The sequence below is a fragment of the Sporosarcina sp. FSL K6-3508 genome, assembly GCF_038615825.1.
Lineage (GTDB): Bacteria > Bacillota > Bacilli > Bacillales_A > Planococcaceae > Sporosarcina > Sporosarcina newyorkensis.
Genome location: NZ_CP152016.1, coordinates 1775720 through 1790752, shown reverse-complemented (window position 1 = coordinate 1790752; position 15033 = coordinate 1775720). Strand labels below are relative to the sequence as shown.

Below are 15033 nucleotides of genomic sequence, written 5' to 3'. Positions count from 1 at the left end.
ATAAAGAGGTACCCTCTGTTCAATAAAAGGTGGTGAAATAATGAACTACTTAAAAGAACTTGTTTCGTTTCATGACTGGCTGGACACAAACCCTCTATCGAGCGGGGCGATTGCTTTATGGCACACACTGATGGCGATCAACAATAAAACTGTCTGGTCGGATGAATTTACGGTCGCAAACTTAACATTACAAGCAAAGTGTGGTTTATCCCGACAACAACTAGACAGATCCAGAAAGCAATTAATGAACGCAGGACGAATCGTCTACACAAAATCCGGTCGGGCCAATCAAGCTGGTTGTTATGCGCTGGTACGTTTTGATACACAGGACGATCACAAAGCGAGCACAGTACGGACACGAAACGAACACGACGTAACCACATTAAGTAAACCTAAACAAAATGAAATAAAACAAATCGTTAGACAACAGCAAAGTCTTTCGGATGAACGAATTAAATCGACTAGAGAAAAAAGCTCGGCTGTTGTGGACGCTGGTTTTGCAGAAATCGCTAATTTTTATGAAACCAATATCGCGCCGCTTACCCCACAAATTGGACAGGTTCTCGGCGAAATGTGCGACGAACTAAATTCCGAACTTGCATTACTCGCTTTAAAGAAGGCTGTATTGGCGAACGCGACGCATAAAATTAATTATTCGTTCGGCATCATACGCAGCTGGAGGTCGCAAAATTTTACAACGATCACCGACGTGGAAAATGACGAAAAGCAAAAAGCGCGCAAAGGGCAACCAAAAGCCAAGGTTCGGTCGTTATTCGATGCCTCGTCGGAAACCCTTGAGCGACAGAGAAAAACAGTGGAGAACTACAAACCGAAAGAAATCGATTACTCGAACTTGCCATTCTAGGAGGGATTGTATTGGTTCATGCATTTGAAAGTGTATTTGAGAAGCTGAACGTCCGCAAAGTAGAGGATTTATTTTTTAAGATCCATCCGGATTATGTGCAAAGTGTATCGGAAGTGCGTATGGAATTTGTTCAATGTCCAGCTTGTCAACAGCATACAAAACAAGCATGGGTATATTGCTTTGACGGTGACCGGCTTCAAGAAGACGTTTGGTCGATTTGTCATGAATGTCAGAAACAATTTTATACCCTTCAAGTGGGGGCTAAATTGATTCAGAAGCGCCAGGATATCGTGGATGGTGATTGGTATTACATCAATAGCGATGACAAAGCAGGCTTTAAGAATTTTGAAGAACTGAATCCTGAATTGACGGCGGCGAAAGGAAAAGCTACCGACTATATCAAAGATTTGTTAGAAGGTAAGATCCGGAATTTACGGATATCAGGAACGCCAGGTACAGGCAAAACGCATCTCGCTAAGGCGATTGCGCGGACACTCAAACATAAGGGCAGAAAAGTGGCGTTCATCGAATCTCGAAAGCTCTTCGACAATATCAAAAATACGTTTGGCAATCGGGTGGCGCAAGAGCGTTTTGAAAAACAATTTGCTGACTTTGATCTAGTCGTGTTAGATGATGTCGGAGTTGAAACAAATAAAGCGGCCGACGAACTCTCCTGGTCTAGCCGTGAATGGGTAAAACTAATTGATTTGCGACGCGGTAAATCAACCGTATACACAACAAACTTCGACAAGGAATCGCTAAAAGCGGTGATCGGCGCTCGTTCTGTTTCTCGGATAGGTGAGAATTCAGAAACCATCGAATTATTTACTCCGGATCATGATTATAGAGATCGATTATTATATTAGGGGTGTTGGAAATGACTAATTGGATAAACAACAAAGGGATTTACACGGTGTGGCCCGTTGCTGAGGTTAGCAAGCAACAAATCAAAGCGGACATGGATGCCTTGGAAAAGCGTCTGCAAATTGCGGAAGCGGCAATGGCTGCACGAAGGGGGTTGGCGGTAGTTGAAAAGGTATCCGGTCAGTAAATGGTTCAAGCGCAGTTCGGATTTTATTTAAATTGTACTGGAGGCAGGTGTCTTAACTTAACTTTCTTAAGCATACCTAGGTGTAGAGATCGTATTAATGTGGTAAGATAACTATATACTAAAAAAGACTAGGGTGCGACTACACCCAGTCAATGCAGCTGACATCCGCATGAAGTGCGGTTGGCCAGTAAAAGTTATAAGGTGTTACAAAGAGAGTAACCACTCAGCTTTCTGGACAGTTAGCGGAGGGTGGTTACTTTTTTCTGTTGATGAATAGTGCAATCATCGCTACAACTGCTGTTGCCATTGCCGCGAGAAACATTCCAAATTAGAATAACATGTTCATTGCATCGTATGTCACCATGTAAGCACCCCCTTTCAAAGGGAGTGCCAACCGCCCATCCGCTATATGTCGTCTACCTATTAATTATACCATTCTAGCGGATGAAATGACATACTGTTCATATTGCTGCCTATTTCATGCTCGTCATTACTAGTTCTGAATTTCTATGCTAAATCAGGTGTAGAGTTCGTATAAGTATGGTAAACTGAACATATACTGAAAAAGACCAGGTGCGCTTACACCCGGTCAATGCAGCTGACATCCGCATGAAGTGCGGTTGGCCAGTAAAAGTCTTAAGGTGTTACAAAAAGTAACCACTCAGCTTTCCTAGTCATAAGCGGAGGGTGGTTACTTTTTTCTGTTGATGAATAGAGCAATCATCGCTACAACTGCTGTTACTATTGCTGCGAGAAACATTCCAAATTGGAATAGCATGTTCATTGCTTCGTATGTCACCATTTTAACACCCCCTTTCTCAAGGGAGTGCCAACCGCCCATCCGCTATATGTCGTCTACCATTCAATTATACCATTCCTAAGAGTGAAAAGAAACATAAATAGACCATATGTTCGCCTTCTGTTGATTAAGAAACCATTCCGAATTTAATTTACTATAAAAGCAACAAAAGAGTAGATAAGATGAAAATCTCCACTGAACACGATAAGATAGAAACGTAATCGATTAAAGAGAGGCGGAGATTTTTAATGAACGCATACGATGAGTACATGAGGGGCATTGTACAGCCCATGCGCGAAGAGTTAGTACAATCGGGCTTTACGGAATTAACGACAGCTGAAGATGTGGAACATACATTACAGGACTTAAAAGGTTCTGCAGTCATTGTGATCAACTCGGTCTGCGGTTGTGCAGCAGGTTTAGCGCGTCCCGCGGTTCGCGAAGCAGTTGTGGAAGTAAAACCGGATCATTTATTGACCGTATTTGCTGGACAGGATAAAGAAGCGACGGAAGCTATGCGTTCGCATTTCCCTGAAGTGCCGCCAAGTTCACCATCTGTCGCGATCTGGAATGATGGGAAATTAGCATACTTCATTCCACGTGAACAAATTGAGAACTTTCAAAAAGAACAAATCAAAGATCACCTCGTCGATGTGTTGACGAATGTTGTTAGTCAGTGAACGTGATTATTACGACTGCCGGCCGACCTGATGAACAATCTGCTGCTTTATTGAAATATGCCGAGGATTGTTTGGGTGCTCCTGTTGTCGAACGAAAAAAGCGGTCCGTGTCCAAGTTGCAAGACGTCTATCAATCGGACGTCTTGGTGGCTGGGAAGGACCGCTATTCGTTTTACAGACGCGGGATGTCGGAGCCATTCTTTTTTCATCCGAATTCTGCTACGTATCGATTGAAGCGTCTGTTGAAAGGTGAACTAGATCCTTTAATTGAAGCAGCAGAGTTAATGGCGGGAGATTCTTTTTTGGATTGTACGTTGGGTCTTGGATCGGATGCCATCATCGCGGCTAGTAGCGTAGGTCCGAATGGGATGGTCGAAGGAATCGAAGCAGATAAGGTAATCGCTTTTTTGACTGCGACTGGATTACGCAGTTTTCCGATTGATTTTCCTTTGCTAAAGGAATCAATGGAACGGATTGAAGTCATTCATTCGGAAGCTGTTCAGTTTTTGAAGCAGTGTCCGACAAGTTCGCGTGACGTGGTGTTTTTAGATCCGATGTTTACAACACCCATTGAGGAATCTTCCAATTTTGAGAGTTTGCGTGAAATAGGCGCTATGTATCGTTTGTCGGAAGAGTGGGTAGCTGAGGCTTTAAGAGTGTGCAAGCGACGCGTGGTATTGAAAGACCATTACCAGTCACCAATGTTCGAACGTTTTGGCTTCACTCAGCAAATTCGTCTGCATACGAAAGTGCATTATGGCGTGCTGGAGAAGTGAGTGACGGAGAACCGAACGAAAACTCGTCCGCACCGCACCAATCCAAGACAGAGCCGCACCAAACTGCTTTGTACCGAGCGAAATTCTACCACAAACGCTCGTAACTCGCACCACACCGCACCAAAACAACCGTAGTGCGAGCGTAACAACTTCTTTCCATAAAAAAAGACTGCACAGGCCGAATTCTTGGCTTGTACAGTCTTTTTTGCGTTTCGCCTGTCGAGGCTAGACGGCATCTTTCGCTTTTGTACCATCCAGCTGCAGGCGCCAGTCTCTCGGGACACTTCTGTCTTAAAGATAAAGGCAAAGAGCGCCTTTATTTTTAAGACCTCCAGTGCCTGTCGAGACTAGACGGCGTCTTTCACTTTTGATCAGTGAGTGAAGTTTAAGGAACTTAAGTATAATGTCAAAACGAGCATTCCGATTCCTAGTAGGAAGTTAACGTCCATTCGTGCGACCTCCTTTATCCTGCGTGTTGGTTGGTTGAATTCCGCTTAACTTGCAATCAACGAACTTTTTGTGAAAAGAATGATTGAAGTTTGACTTTATTGTACAATGAATTGGAGAAAGAAGAAACCTTTTGTCGGCTTTTTCGTATGAGTTACTAGGATGTATGACGAAATGTTGAAGGGAGTGGTAGCATGAAACAATGGTTGCAGCGATTTATGATCGCATCGGTCGCAGTCTTGACGCTTGGGGCCATTACGTCCAATCATGAAATTTGGTCGAACTTTCAGTCGAAGGACGAGCCAAATGAAATGGATTCTACAACTGGAGATTCGCACTATTCAATTGAACTCGACGACTCGCCTACGGAATTTTTATCTACACCTGATTATCCGATTCATTCAGAAGAAGACCAACTGCTCGATCTCGCGCGTTCGCTGTCTTATGAAAAATTCGGTCAGCGCATCGGTCCGGTGATTCAAGATGAATTTGATTCGGAGATTTTCCCTAGAATCGAAGCAGTGATACAGACCACTATACATAATGCAGCAGAACGTCGTCTTGCGATCACAGAACAGCCTTCCGGCGATTACGCAGAAAAGATTTTCCATGTGCATGATAAAATGGCGGGACAGGACGTTATTCGTTTCCACGTTCGCACCGAGAAACGTCCTCTTGATGGGTACTTTTACAATTTCCATTATCATACGGCTGACGATGGGTTCACAGCTCATCATACATTGGGCGACATTTACTGGTCCAAAAACACACCACCGAAATGGTTGTCTTAAAAATGTTGAAACACTCGTTGTGAAAACGGGTGTTTTTTTATTTTATTAATTTACGGTAACAAAAACAATGAATAAATTACTATCCCGGAGAGATGATAATAACTCTACGTACTATAAATCATAGGAGGTGCCATAATGAAAGGGAAATTTTTAGCATTGCCATTGGCGGCAGTATTGTTGTTGAGTGCTTGTGGAGAAGACAATGACAAGGATAATTTCAAAGTAGAAGATCCGCTGACAGAGGACAACGGAGAAAATGATGTAGGTACGTGACAAGAAAGAAGTAAATAAAAAGCGGAGTCAACGCGATCCACTTGATGTGAGCGTACAAATATTGTGTTTATATACAACCAAACAGTATAAACACCACCAAAATTCAGTCCAAAAACACACCTCTTTAGATGGCTTTCGTAATTCGCCATCTAAAGAGGTGTTTTTTTGTTCTCGATTTAACGAATGTCATTGGTAGGGTCATGACTAAAATAATGCTATACTGTATGTAATTTAGAAGCAGTTGCTTGAAAAAAGGAGTCTGAAAATGAAGCAATATTTAAATCTTTGTCAACATATTCTGGAAACAGGAACGAAAAAAGGAGATCGGACCGGTACGGGGACATACAGCGTTTTCGGTTACCAAATGCGCTTCGATTTAGCCAAAGGCTTTCCTTTATTGACGACCAAACGAACAGCATTTCGTCTGATCGTCTCCGAGTTATTATGGTTTTTGAAAGGCGATACGAATATTCGGACGCTTATCCAAGACCGCAATGGAATTTGGGATGAATGGGCGTTTGAACGATATGTAGAGAGCGATGCATATACAGGGCCGGATATGACGGATTTCGGGCATCGTGTAGTGGAAGATGAGCAATTTGCGAAAACGTACAAAGCTGAACTTGCTGCATTCAAAGAAAAGATTCTCGCAGATGAAGATTTTGCAAGGAAGTATGGCGATTTAGGTCCTGTCTATGGCAAACAATGGCGGGCGTGGGATACAGACCACGGTGTCATTGACCAATTGGCTCAAGTCATCGAAAGTATCAAAACCAATCCTGATTCACGTCGCCATATCGTCACGGCTTGGAATCCGGCGGAAGTGGATGAGATGGCGTTGCCTCCTTGCCACCTACTGTTTCAATTTTACGTGGCGGATGGAAAATTATCTTGCCAGCTCTATCAACGAAGTGCAGATGTCTTCCTAGGTGTACCTTTCAATATTGCTTCATATGCGTTATTGATTCATTTGATTGCCCATGAATGCGGTCTGGAAGTGGGTGAGTTCGTTCACACACTCGGAGACGCCCACATCTATCAAAACCATCTGACGCAAGTACAGGAGCAGCTATCGAGAGAGCCTAGAGACTTGCCGAAACTCAACGTCAATTACGCAGGGCGTTCCATCTTCGACTTAAACGTAGAAGACATTACGATAGAAGGCTACGATCCGCACCCGAAAATCACTGCACCCATTGCTGTGTAAGGAGGAGAAAAATTTTGATTTCACTACTAGTTGCACATGACGTACAGCGCGTCATAGGAAAAGACAACCAAATGCCCTGGCATATTCCTGAAGAATTGGCTTATTTTAAAAAGATGACGATGGGTAAAGCGATCGTTATGGGGCGTAAAACATTTGAATCGATCGGTCGTCCGTTACCTGGGCGTTTGAATATTATTGTCACTCGGAATGAATCATATGAAGCAGAAGGTATTACGGTCGTGCATGATCTGCAAACAGCTATCCAAAAAGCTAAAGAATACTCCGAAGAAGTAGTCATCATTGGAGGAGCACAGATTTTTGATATGGCAATGGGCTTGGCGGATCGACTGTATATCACCGTTATTGAAAATTCCTATCCAGGCGACACGTTCTTCCCTGAATATAAAGAAGGCTGGCAGCTGACCAGTGAGTCCGACGTACAATATGCAGAAGACCGCACAGCATATGTCTATCAAATTTGGGACAAAAAAGAATAGCGCCCCTCTTATACATACAGAAGGACGCTAAAATACATGGCTGCGCTGCCGGCAATGACGAATAAATGCCAAATTGCATGATTGTACGGCAGGCGCCGCCACGCATAAAAAACAGAACCGAATGTGTAGAGAACTCCCCCAATTACGAGCAGCCAAAAGCCTGCGGGCGGAAGTTGTTCATACAATGGCTTGATCGCAATAATGATCAGCCAGCCCATGACGATATAAAGCGCCAGTGAGGCTTTCTCAAAACGGTGAATGAAAAAGATTTTGAACAAGATCCCTAATATCGTAAGTCCCCAGATAATGCCGAACAATGTCCAGCCGAGAGCCCCTTTTAATGTTACGAGCAAGAAGGGCGTATAAGTTCCCGCGATTAAGACATAAATGGCGGAGTGATCCAAAATCGAGAAAAACTCTTTCACTTTAATAGGCATACTATGTAGTAACGTGCTCATTAAGAAAAGCAACAGCATAGAGACCCCGAAAATCGTGAAACTAACAACGGCTATCGCGGTTCCGCGCTCTATACCTGCCAATATCAGAAAGACCAGCGCAGGTATGCTGAGCAAGAAACCGATTGCGTGGGTAATCGCATTCCAACGTTCTTCCGAAAAATTCTTGAAATCAAATGCATCTGACAAAAAGCAACAACTCCTCAAACCTCACTATAGCAAAAAATGAACAGAAAATCGCATTTCACAGTACGCGAAGGAGACCATAAACATGAAAAAAATACACATAGTCACGGATTCTACCGCTGATCTCACTAAAGAACTCATAGAAAAACACGAAATTCACGTTGTACCTTTGACTATCCAAATTAACGATCAATCTTTTGTGGATGGAGTAGAACTTCAGCCCGACCAATTTTTAGACCTCATGCGAGAGTCAAAAGAACTTCCAAAGAGTTCACAACCCGCTGTCGGTGTCTTTCAAAAATTATACGATGAACTAGGAGCGGACGGCTCTCAAATTATCTCGATCCACATGACGGGTGGGATGAGCGGCACAGTGAAATCTGCCCAAGCGGCAGCCCAGGCTTCTTCTGCAGACGTTACGGTCATTGATTCCATGTACATTTCACATGCCCTGACGTTTCAAGTACTCGAAGCATGCCGTATGGTGGAAGAAGGGAAATCTGTCCAAGAAATTGTGAACGGGCTTGACAGCGTTCGTAAACGTTCTTCACTATATGTAGTGGTGGACGTACTGGATAATCTAGTAAAAGGCGGCCGGATCGGCAAGGGGAAAGCGATGTTCGGATCATTAATGAACATTAAACCGATCGCTACTTTGAAAGATGGCGTTTATACCCCTGTCGCGAAAGTACGCAGTCACAAACAAGTCGTCACATATTTATTGAATGAGTTTAAAAAAGAGACTGCGGGGAAAGTAATTCGTAGCGTTGGCATCGCCCATGCGAATGGACTCTTGATGGCCGAACCTTTGAAAAAAACGATTGAAGAAATGGGTATTCAAGTAAAGCTTACATTTACAACGCCAATTGTCAGTACCCACACGGGCGAAGGCGCGATTGGTTTTATGTTTTACACAGAGTAACACTATCAAAACAAAGGGGAAGATAGAGTTTATGAGAAGAATGGTTTTATTCCTGTTTGTCTTCTCATTGTTTTTATCCGGGTGCCAAGCACCATTTAGCCAAAAAGAAACGGCTTTGCCAGAAAGAGAACCAGTTCTCTTCGAACCTTTCTCAATACCGGAATATTTTGTTCCAAAGCGGGTCAACGTACTCGGTTTAGGAGATTCATTGACACAAGGGGTAGGGGATGAACGTAAAGAAGGCGGTTATTTCGGACGCTTAACAACAGAGATGGAACAATGGAAAGGGATAATGGAAGTAGATGCTGTGAATTTAGCAAAGCGAGGAAAGAGAAGCGATCAGCTGTTAGATCAGCTGGAAGATACCGACGTGCAAGAAGCAATCGTGCAAGCCGACTATATCGTTTTTACAATTGGCGGCAATGATTTGATGAAAGTAGTCAAAGGGAATTTCATGAAAATGAAGCTTTCCGATTTTTATAAGGAACTTGGTAAATTTGAAAATAGAATGGAAGAGTTATTTCAGTTGATCCGTTTGCTCAATCCAAATGCACCGATCATTGTAGCCGGTCTATACAATCCATTTTCTGTCGTTACGGATGAAGTGCAGGAATTTGAGGAGATTGTCGATGATTGGAATGCTTCATTGGAAGAACAAGTACGGAAAGACGGAGCAGCTTGTTTCATTCCTGTTAAAGATTTATTTAATTCGAATACAAATATGGTTTATCATACAGACTTCTTCCATCCAAACAGTAAAGGCTATGATTTGATGGGAAAACGATTTGTGGATGAAATGAAGAAATGTTCAGCAATTGATTTGGAAGTGGAGTGAGCAACTAATGAATTATTGGAAAATAGCATTCTTCAGCCTTGCAGGATTAATCGCAGCATCGATCGTCGGGCTGATCATAGTAATCGGCAATACCGCATCTTCACCTCCTCTTCCTGAATCAAACGCTTCCTCGAAGGCAGGATATTCGCTGGAATTAAATACGACGAAGGAAAATTTCGAAGGCATTGCGAATACGTACATTCGGAAAGCGGTCAAAGGCGCATTACCTGTTGAGTTGGAAATGCGTGATGATGTACTGCTGACGTCAGAACTAACCGTGTTTTCCTATACGTTGCCACTTGCCATGCACTTTGACCCGATCGTGCGGGAAGATGGAAACTTAATCCTGAAGCAATCGTCTATGGAATTAGGGGATTTGAATATTCCTCCTTCGACTGTATTAAAGCTATTGAAAAACTCTGTCGAATTTCCTCCATGGATGATCGTTCGACCGAAAGAAGAAGAAATTTTCATTGATTTGCAAGATTTGCCGATCTCCGGTGACGTTAAAGTGAAAGCAAAAGAAGTGAATTTAGCTGAAGATGAGATTATATTGGAAGTATTGATTCCGAAAAATTAAGGAGGCAACATAGATGGCGACACAATACGCAACATTTGCAGGTGGTTGTTTTTGGTGCATGGTCAAACCGTTCGACCTATACGAAGGCGTACATTCTGTTACTTCAGGCTATACAGGAGGACATAAAGTCAATCCGACGTATGAAGAAGTCTGCTCGAACACGACGGGACACCGCGAAGCAGTGAAGATTGAATTTGATGATGACATCATCTCGTATAACGAATTATTGAATATTTTCTGGCAAGTGATTGATCCTACTGATGCAGGCGGACAGTTTTACGACCGCGGCGAGTCCTACAAATCTGCAATCTATACACATTCACCTGAACAGCAAAAAGAGGCTGAAGAATCTAAAGCAGAGCTGCAGGCGAGTGGGAAGTTTGACTTGCCAATTGTCACAGACATTTTACCGGCGCATCCATTTTACCCGGCTGAAGAATATCATCAGCAATATTATGAAAAGAATCCTGGGCATTATGAACGTTACACCGTAGGATCAGGACGAGCAGGGTTTATTGAAAAGCATTGGGGGGATCCATCATGAAAGAGGACTTGAGAAACCGATTGACGGATATGCAGTATTATGTAACGCAGGAAAGCGGGACAGAGCCGCCCTTCCAAAATGAATTTGACGCACATTATGAAGAAGGACTATACGTGGATGTCGTTTCAGGAAAACCATTGTTCAGTTCCCATGATAAATTCGATGCGGGCTGTGGTTGGCCAAGCTTTTCGAAGCCAATTGAAGCGTCTGAAGTGACGGAGCACTTTGATACCACTCATGGGATGCGCCGCACAGAGGTCCGCAGCAAAACGGCAGATTCTCATTTGGGACATGTCTTCCCGGATGGTCCAGCTGATCAAGGCGGACTGCGCTATTGCATCAATTCTGCAGCTATGCGTTTCGTTCCTGTCTCCGATTTGGAGAAAGAGGGCTACGGAGAGTATAAAGGGCTATTTACGTGATGGATCGATCCTTTTATCATTTTGCGTTGAGGTATCGTGGCGGTGGAAAAGACGATGTGAAGGCGATGTTTGCAGAAAAGATGTTTCGTGATCCGAGTTTTCCAAAAAATGAGGAGGAATTCGATACGTTGTCACGTTATGTCGAGGATCAAGCCGATCACGATTTAAGCTCCACTACCTTTGATGAACTGTACGCAATCTATCAAGACGTATGCAGCAGATAAATGGCGAGGTCTTCATTGCATCTCGCCTTTAATCACTGTATGATAAAATTAAAATAGCGAAATGAGGCTGAAAAAGACATGAGCATACATATTAATGCGAAAAAAGGCGATATCGCCGACACGATTCTTCTTCCTGGAGATCCACTGCGTGCAAAGTATATTGCGGAAACGTTTTTAGAAGATGTTGTTCAGTACAATGAAGTACGAAACATGTTCGGGTATACAGGTACATACAAAGGAAAACGTGTTTCAGTGCAGGGAACAGGTATGGGCGTTCCTTCTATTTCTATTTACGCAACAGAGTTAATGCAGGAGTTTGATGTGCAGAAATTGATTCGTGTGGGTACATGCGGTGCCATCCAAAAGGACGTAAAAGTTCGCGATGTGATTTTAGCACAGGCTGCGACAACGAACTCATCGTTAAACGATACAACGTTCGGTCCCATCCGTTATGCTCCGATCGCAAATTTCGATCTTTTATTGAAAGCATTCCATGCAGGGAAAGAAAAAGGCCTTCATTTGCAAGTGGGGAATGTTTTCACAGAAGACTTCTTTTATAATGAAGACGCACAGCATGAAAAATTAGCACGTCATGGTGTATTGGCTGTAGAAATGGAAGCTGCTGCACTTTACACGCTAGCTGCTCGTTTTGGCCGTCAAGCGCTTGCTGTGCTTACGGTTAGTGATCATATCCTTACAGGCGAAATCACTACGCCTGAAGAACGCCAATTAACATTCAATGACATGATCGAAGTAGCACTAGAAGCAGCAATCGCTGAATAATACACAGTATTTCAAACAGCGGAATAGCTGCACATAAAGAACCTTTGAACAAAGACCGCTCTAGACAGCGGTTCTTTTCATGGGAGTTTAGAAAGTAGGGAAGACGATGAACGAGAACGATTCAAAAGAAAACGGAGAGGTAGAGCCGGAAAAGAAACCCGAACCTAGCCGGTATATCCGGATTAAGCCGTTTTCGCTGATCATGCTCATCTTTGCCCTTGTACTGGCGACAGCAGCGGTTACATTCTTCGCATTAACAGTCGGTGATGATAAAGTCGTAGAGGTCGTCAAACCCCAACAAGTGGGAAGTGAACGAAAAGAATTTAAAAAGCTTTTCGATGCGTATGATCAACTGAAACAAAGTTATTTCGATGAGGTCGACGAACAAGTCATACTGGACGGAGCAATCAACGGTATGGTCGATGCGTTAGGAGATCCTTATTCGGACTACTTGAACGAAAAGGAAGCGAAGCAGCTGAATGAGAGTATATCATCCAGTTTTGAAGGAATCGGCGCAGAAATTCAAGAGTCCAATGGCTATATCAGCATTGTATCTCCTATTAAGAATTCGCCTGCAGAAAAAGTCGGGCTATTGCCGAATGATACCATCCTTTCGGTAGACGGAAAAAGTATCCAAGGTATGTCCTCTTCGGAAGCTGTACTGTTAATTCGCGGGGAAAAAGGGTCAACGGTCACATTATCGGTCCGACGTGGGACAGCCGCAGAGCCGTTCGAGGTGAAAATCGTACGAGATGTCATCCCCGTTCATACGGTATATGCCGAAATGCTGGATGACAATATTGCACATATTAACATTACGTCCTTCTCTGAAAATACGTATCAAGAATTACTGGAATCTTTAAATGAAATGACGGAAAAAGGGATGAAAGGTGTCCTGATCGACGTACGTCAAAATCCAGGTGGTGTGTTGAGTGCCGCTATCGATATTTCTGATCTATTTGTAGAAGAAGGGAAAGCTTTATTCCAGACACAAGAAAAGGGCCGACCGGCAGAGATTTTCCCGGCGTCAGGCGGTCAGAAAATTGATGTGCCTGTCACGTTGATCGTGGACGATGGCAGTGCGTCGGCTTCTGAAATTTTAGCAGGTGCATTGAAAGAATCCGCTCATATTCCGATTGTCGGTATCAAGACGTTCGGTAAAGGGACTGTGCAGACACCGACACAGCTGCAAGATGGTTCCAATCTAAAGTTGACGACAGCCAAATGGTTGACGCCGGACGGCAATTGGATTCATAAAAAAGGGATTGAGCCCGATGTTAAAGTGCCATACCCTCCTTATGCATCACTTCCGTTCCTAGATGCCTCTGAAGAAATGAAGGAAGGCATGGTATCTCCTGCGGTTCAAGCAGCTGAAGAGATGCTTGAAGTAGTAGGATACCATCCTGGGGAAACGGACGGACTGTATGACGCAAACACTGCACAAGCTGTTAAAGCATTGCAGAAAGACCTTTCACTCGAACAAACAGGCATACTGACTGGTGATTCGACGATAGGCTTAATGCAAAAATTACGGGATAAGATGAAAGAAGACGATCCTCAATTGCAAAAGGCAAAAGAAGTCGTCCTGAAGAAAGTAAAATCATAATCCGTTTAATACGGACAAGAAAACGCGTCCAGCCTTGTTTGGACGCGTTTCTTCTATAGAAGGGATAGAGGTTTATGATCGATGTATATTTATTGAGTGGATTTCTCGGCAGTGGAAAAACTTCCTTGCTTGTTCAATTGATTGACCAAGTAAACAAACAAGGGAGGCAGCCCGCTGTTCTGATGAATGAATTCGGCGAATTGAATATAGACAGTCAAATCGTTGAAGAGAAAAAGGAAGTGCCGTTAAAAGAGTTGCTGAATGGCTGTATTTGCTGTACAGGTGCTGAATCGACGGAAGCCCAACTGCAAAGTCTATTGACTGACTATCCAAACGTTGACGTGCTGTTCATTGAGACGACAGGCGCTGCCCATCCGGTAGAGGCGTTAGATGCCGTCTATTCACCCTTATTCGCCGACCAATTAGATGTGAAGGGTATTATCACGGTTGTAGACGCCATGCGCTGGCTGGATCGTGATAAGCTTTCTCCGCGTATGCTCGCATTATTCTTGGAACAGGTCCGACATGCTCATTTCATGCTGCTGAATAAAGCAGATTTACTAACAGCGGGTCAATTGGCATCTGTAACGATGCAAGTGACACAATTCAATAGCTTTGCTCCTCTCGTACAAACAACGAATGCGAAAATCGATTTTAGCTATATCGAGAAGATGGTGGATGCCGCCTCTGCTCCGAAACATGCCGTCAGTACAGGCAGCGGCCTTCCACTCGCTTCGAAGGTACTGTCTTTTGAGAAACCGATTAATCAAGAGCATTTTGAAGATTGGGTGCGTTCCTTGCCAGACACCGTATATCGGATGAAGGGCTATATCCAATTAGAAGGCTCCAGATACTCACACTTGTTTCAATATGCGTATGGAATGGTCAATTGGATACCTGAATATATGCAAATTCCTTCAAAACTTGTCATCATAGGTGAGCAGCTTTCAAGCATCGAATATCCGCCTGAAAAGTAGTTGTCAATAGCTTTTCGCTGCCAATAGTCTTCATGGAAGGGCATATCTGCCAATTATAAGGAAGCTGAGGCTCTTGTCTCATAGGTTTGTAGATTGTATTGGGCGAGTTGGCA

At 43.5% G+C, this 15033-nt stretch carries 20 protein-coding genes; 18 read left to right on the top strand and 2 right to left on the bottom strand.

Features of this window, described 5'->3' with window-relative positions; translation table 11 throughout:
• Positions 1–40 precede the first annotated feature (40 nt).
• From MKX97_RS08715 to MKX97_RS08705, 3 genes are read left to right on the top strand one after another with little or no spacing between them, the layout of a single operon-like run.
• Complete coding sequence (locus MKX97_RS08715; RefSeq protein WP_342537449.1) at positions 41–865, top strand: DnaD domain protein; 825 nt, start codon at positions 41–43, stop codon at positions 863–865.
• A gap of 11 nt (positions 866–876) precedes the next feature.
• Entirely contained in the window at positions 877–1731 is an 855-nt protein-coding gene (locus tag MKX97_RS08710; protein WP_342537448.1) for an ATP-binding protein, read from the top strand.
• Positions 1732–1742: 11 nt separating this feature from the next.
• The gene (locus tag MKX97_RS08705; protein WP_342537447.1) at positions 1743–1916 is read left to right on the top strand and encodes a pilus assembly protein PilO; all 174 of its coding nucleotides are present in this window, start codon (positions 1743–1745) and stop codon (positions 1914–1916) included.
• A gap of 691 nt (positions 1917–2607) precedes the next feature.
• Here the strand turns inward: MKX97_RS08705 and MKX97_RS08700 are convergent.
• Complete coding sequence (locus MKX97_RS08700; protein ID WP_245799415.1) at positions 2608–2718, bottom strand: putative holin-like toxin; 111 nt, start codon at positions 2716–2718, stop codon at positions 2608–2610.
• Between the two features lie 245 nt (positions 2719–2963).
• Between MKX97_RS08700 and MKX97_RS08695 the strand changes: the two genes are divergently transcribed.
• From MKX97_RS08695 to MKX97_RS08670, 6 genes are all read left to right on the top strand, one after another.
• Positions 2964–3395 carry a BrxA/BrxB family bacilliredoxin gene (locus MKX97_RS08695; RefSeq protein WP_342537446.1) on the top strand — a complete coding sequence of 144 codons (432 nt, stop codon included), beginning with the start codon at positions 2964–2966 and terminating at the stop codon, positions 3393–3395.
• Positions 3392–4171 carry a class I SAM-dependent methyltransferase gene (locus MKX97_RS08690; protein ID WP_342537445.1) on the top strand — a complete coding sequence of 260 codons (780 nt, stop codon included), beginning with the start codon at positions 3392–3394 and terminating at the stop codon, positions 4169–4171. The genes MKX97_RS08695 and MKX97_RS08690 overlap by 4 nt, the downstream gene beginning before the upstream one ends.
• 641 nt (positions 4172–4812) lie before the next feature.
• Positions 4813–5409: a YpjP family protein gene (locus MKX97_RS08685; protein ID WP_078816655.1), complete on the top strand. Its 597-nt coding sequence runs from the start codon at positions 4813–4815 to the stop codon at positions 5407–5409.
• Between the two features lie 135 nt (positions 5410–5544).
• Positions 5545–5682, top strand: a complete 138-nt coding sequence (locus MKX97_RS08680) for a hypothetical protein (RefSeq protein WP_009496612.1) — start codon at positions 5545–5547, stop codon at positions 5680–5682.
• A gap of 265 nt (positions 5683–5947) precedes the next feature.
• Positions 5948–6889: a thymidylate synthase gene (locus tag MKX97_RS08675; RefSeq protein ID WP_078816654.1), complete on the top strand. Its 942-nt coding sequence runs from the start codon at positions 5948–5950 to the stop codon at positions 6887–6889.
• Positions 6890–6903: 14 nt separating this feature from the next.
• Positions 6904–7386, top strand: coding sequence for a dihydrofolate reductase (locus MKX97_RS08670; protein ID WP_078816653.1), 483 nt, complete (start codon positions 6904–6906; stop codon positions 7384–7386).
• 8 nt (positions 7387–7394) lie between these two features.
• Here the strand turns inward: MKX97_RS08670 and MKX97_RS08665 are convergent, their stop codons facing one another.
• On the bottom strand, positions 7395–8030 hold the full coding sequence (locus tag MKX97_RS08665) for a hemolysin III family protein (RefSeq protein WP_009496615.1): 636 nt from the start codon (positions 8028–8030) through the stop codon (positions 7395–7397).
• A gap of 82 nt (positions 8031–8112) precedes the next feature.
• On the opposite strand from MKX97_RS08665, the gene MKX97_RS08660 reads away from it, so the two are divergent.
• The 9 genes from MKX97_RS08660 (at position 8113) to MKX97_RS08620 (ending at position 14920) form a co-directional block, all read left to right on the top strand.
• Complete coding sequence (locus MKX97_RS08660; RefSeq protein ID WP_009496616.1) at positions 8113–8949, top strand: DegV family protein; 837 nt, start codon at positions 8113–8115, stop codon at positions 8947–8949.
• 31 nt (positions 8950–8980) lie between these two features.
• Positions 8981–9784, top strand: coding sequence for an SGNH/GDSL hydrolase family protein (locus MKX97_RS08655; protein ID WP_040758095.1), 804 nt, complete (start codon positions 8981–8983; stop codon positions 9782–9784).
• A 7-nt stretch (positions 9785–9791) separates the two neighbouring features.
• Complete coding sequence (locus MKX97_RS08650; protein WP_078816652.1) at positions 9792–10364, top strand: YpmS family protein; 573 nt, start codon at positions 9792–9794, stop codon at positions 10362–10364.
• A gap of 13 nt (positions 10365–10377) precedes the next feature.
• On the top strand, positions 10378–10908 hold the full coding sequence (gene msrA, locus MKX97_RS08645) for a peptide-methionine (S)-S-oxide reductase MsrA (protein WP_342537443.1): 531 nt from the start codon (positions 10378–10380) through the stop codon (positions 10906–10908).
• Positions 10905–11330 (top strand): peptide-methionine (R)-S-oxide reductase MsrB, encoded by a 426-nt coding sequence (msrB, locus tag MKX97_RS08640; RefSeq protein ID WP_009499536.1) that lies wholly within the window; start codon positions 10905–10907, stop codon positions 11328–11330. Before msrA ends, msrB begins: the two co-directional genes overlap by 4 nt.
• Positions 11330–11554 carry a YozE family protein gene (locus MKX97_RS08635; RefSeq protein WP_078816650.1) on the top strand — a complete coding sequence of 75 codons (225 nt, stop codon included), beginning with the start codon at positions 11330–11332 and terminating at the stop codon, positions 11552–11554. Before msrB ends, MKX97_RS08635 begins: the two co-directional genes overlap by 1 nt.
• A 78-nt stretch (positions 11555–11632) precedes the next feature.
• Positions 11633–12337, top strand: a complete 705-nt coding sequence (gene deoD / locus MKX97_RS08630; RefSeq protein ID WP_009496621.1) for a purine-nucleoside phosphorylase — start codon at positions 11633–11635, stop codon at positions 12335–12337.
• Between the two features lie 106 nt (positions 12338–12443).
• Positions 12444–13943, top strand: coding sequence for a S41 family peptidase (locus tag MKX97_RS08625; protein ID WP_221837991.1), 1500 nt, complete (start codon positions 12444–12446; stop codon positions 13941–13943).
• Positions 13944–14017: 74 nt separating this feature from the next.
• On the top strand, positions 14018–14920 hold the full coding sequence (locus MKX97_RS08620; protein WP_342537441.1) for a CobW family GTP-binding protein: 903 nt from the start codon (positions 14018–14020) through the stop codon (positions 14918–14920).
• Positions 14921–15033 lie beyond the last annotated feature (113 nt).

Bases quoted from the DNA above. Each gene is read 5' to 3' on its own strand.
- MKX97_RS08715 (WP_342537449.1), top strand. From the start codon at position 41: ATGAACTACTTAAAAGAACTTGTTTCGTTTCATGACTGGCTGGACACA.
- MKX97_RS08705 (WP_342537447.1), top strand. From the start codon at position 1,743: ATGACTAATTGGATAAACAACAAAGGGATTTACACGGTGTGGCCCGTT.
- MKX97_RS08700 (WP_245799415.1), bottom strand. From the start codon at position 2,718: ATGGTGACATACGAAGCAATGAACATGCTATTCCAATTTGGAATGTTT.
- MKX97_RS08695 (WP_342537446.1), top strand. From the start codon at position 2,964: ATGAACGCATACGATGAGTACATGAGGGGCATTGTACAGCCCATGCGC.
- MKX97_RS08685 (WP_078816655.1), top strand. From the start codon at position 4,813: ATGAAACAATGGTTGCAGCGATTTATGATCGCATCGGTCGCAGTCTTG.
- MKX97_RS08680 (WP_009496612.1), top strand. From the start codon at position 5,545: ATGAAAGGGAAATTTTTAGCATTGCCATTGGCGGCAGTATTGTTGTTG.
- MKX97_RS08675 (WP_078816654.1), top strand. From the start codon at position 5,948: ATGAAGCAATATTTAAATCTTTGTCAACATATTCTGGAAACAGGAACG.
- MKX97_RS08660 (WP_009496616.1), top strand. From the start codon at position 8,113: ATGAAAAAAATACACATAGTCACGGATTCTACCGCTGATCTCACTAAA.
- MKX97_RS08655 (WP_040758095.1), top strand. From the start codon at position 8,981: ATGAGAAGAATGGTTTTATTCCTGTTTGTCTTCTCATTGTTTTTATCC.
- MKX97_RS08650 (WP_078816652.1), top strand. From the start codon at position 9,792: ATGAATTATTGGAAAATAGCATTCTTCAGCCTTGCAGGATTAATCGCA.
- msrA (WP_342537443.1), top strand. From the start codon at position 10,378: ATGGCGACACAATACGCAACATTTGCAGGTGGTTGTTTTTGGTGCATG.
- msrB (WP_009499536.1), top strand. From the start codon at position 10,905: ATGAAAGAGGACTTGAGAAACCGATTGACGGATATGCAGTATTATGTA.
- MKX97_RS08635 (WP_078816650.1), top strand. From the start codon at position 11,330: ATGGATCGATCCTTTTATCATTTTGCGTTGAGGTATCGTGGCGGTGGA.
- deoD (WP_009496621.1), top strand. From the start codon at position 11,633: ATGAGCATACATATTAATGCGAAAAAAGGCGATATCGCCGACACGATT.
- MKX97_RS08625 (WP_221837991.1), top strand. From the start codon at position 12,444: ATGAACGAGAACGATTCAAAAGAAAACGGAGAGGTAGAGCCGGAAAAG.
- MKX97_RS08620 (WP_342537441.1), top strand. From the start codon at position 14,018: ATGATCGATGTATATTTATTGAGTGGATTTCTCGGCAGTGGAAAAACT.